The organism is Staphylococcus pasteuri (genome assembly GCF_030547725.1).
Lineage (GTDB): Bacteria > Bacillota > Bacilli > Staphylococcales > Staphylococcaceae > Staphylococcus > Staphylococcus pasteuri.
Genome location: NZ_JAUOQO010000813.1, coordinates 1 through 242 on the forward strand (window position 1 = coordinate 1; position 242 = coordinate 242).

A 242-nucleotide genomic window follows, 5' to 3' on the forward strand; every position below is an offset into this window, starting at 1 on the left:
GGATCAGCAAACGCGCGCTGGCGGTCCGGGTCAGCCAATCCATCGCTTGTTGCACCAGCGCCGAGGCGTCGTCTTCTTGCTCTATGCCGTCCAGAATGAGCAGCACTGGGCCTTCATGGACGGCGGCCCGGGCCAGGGTGAATTTTCCCTGCCCCGGAGAGGAGGTGAGAACCTGCGGCGTCCCCACCTCCCACACCTGCGGGAGTGACAGGCCTTCCGGGTTGCGGATCGCCGGGCGGGTG

1 protein-coding gene is annotated in these 242 nt (G+C 66.9%); it reads right to left on the reverse strand.

Annotated features, from left to right (window positions below):
• Positions 1–242: hypothetical protein (locus Q4528_RS15595; protein ID WP_303522625.1), on the reverse strand; the 242-nt coding region annotated here is incomplete at both ends.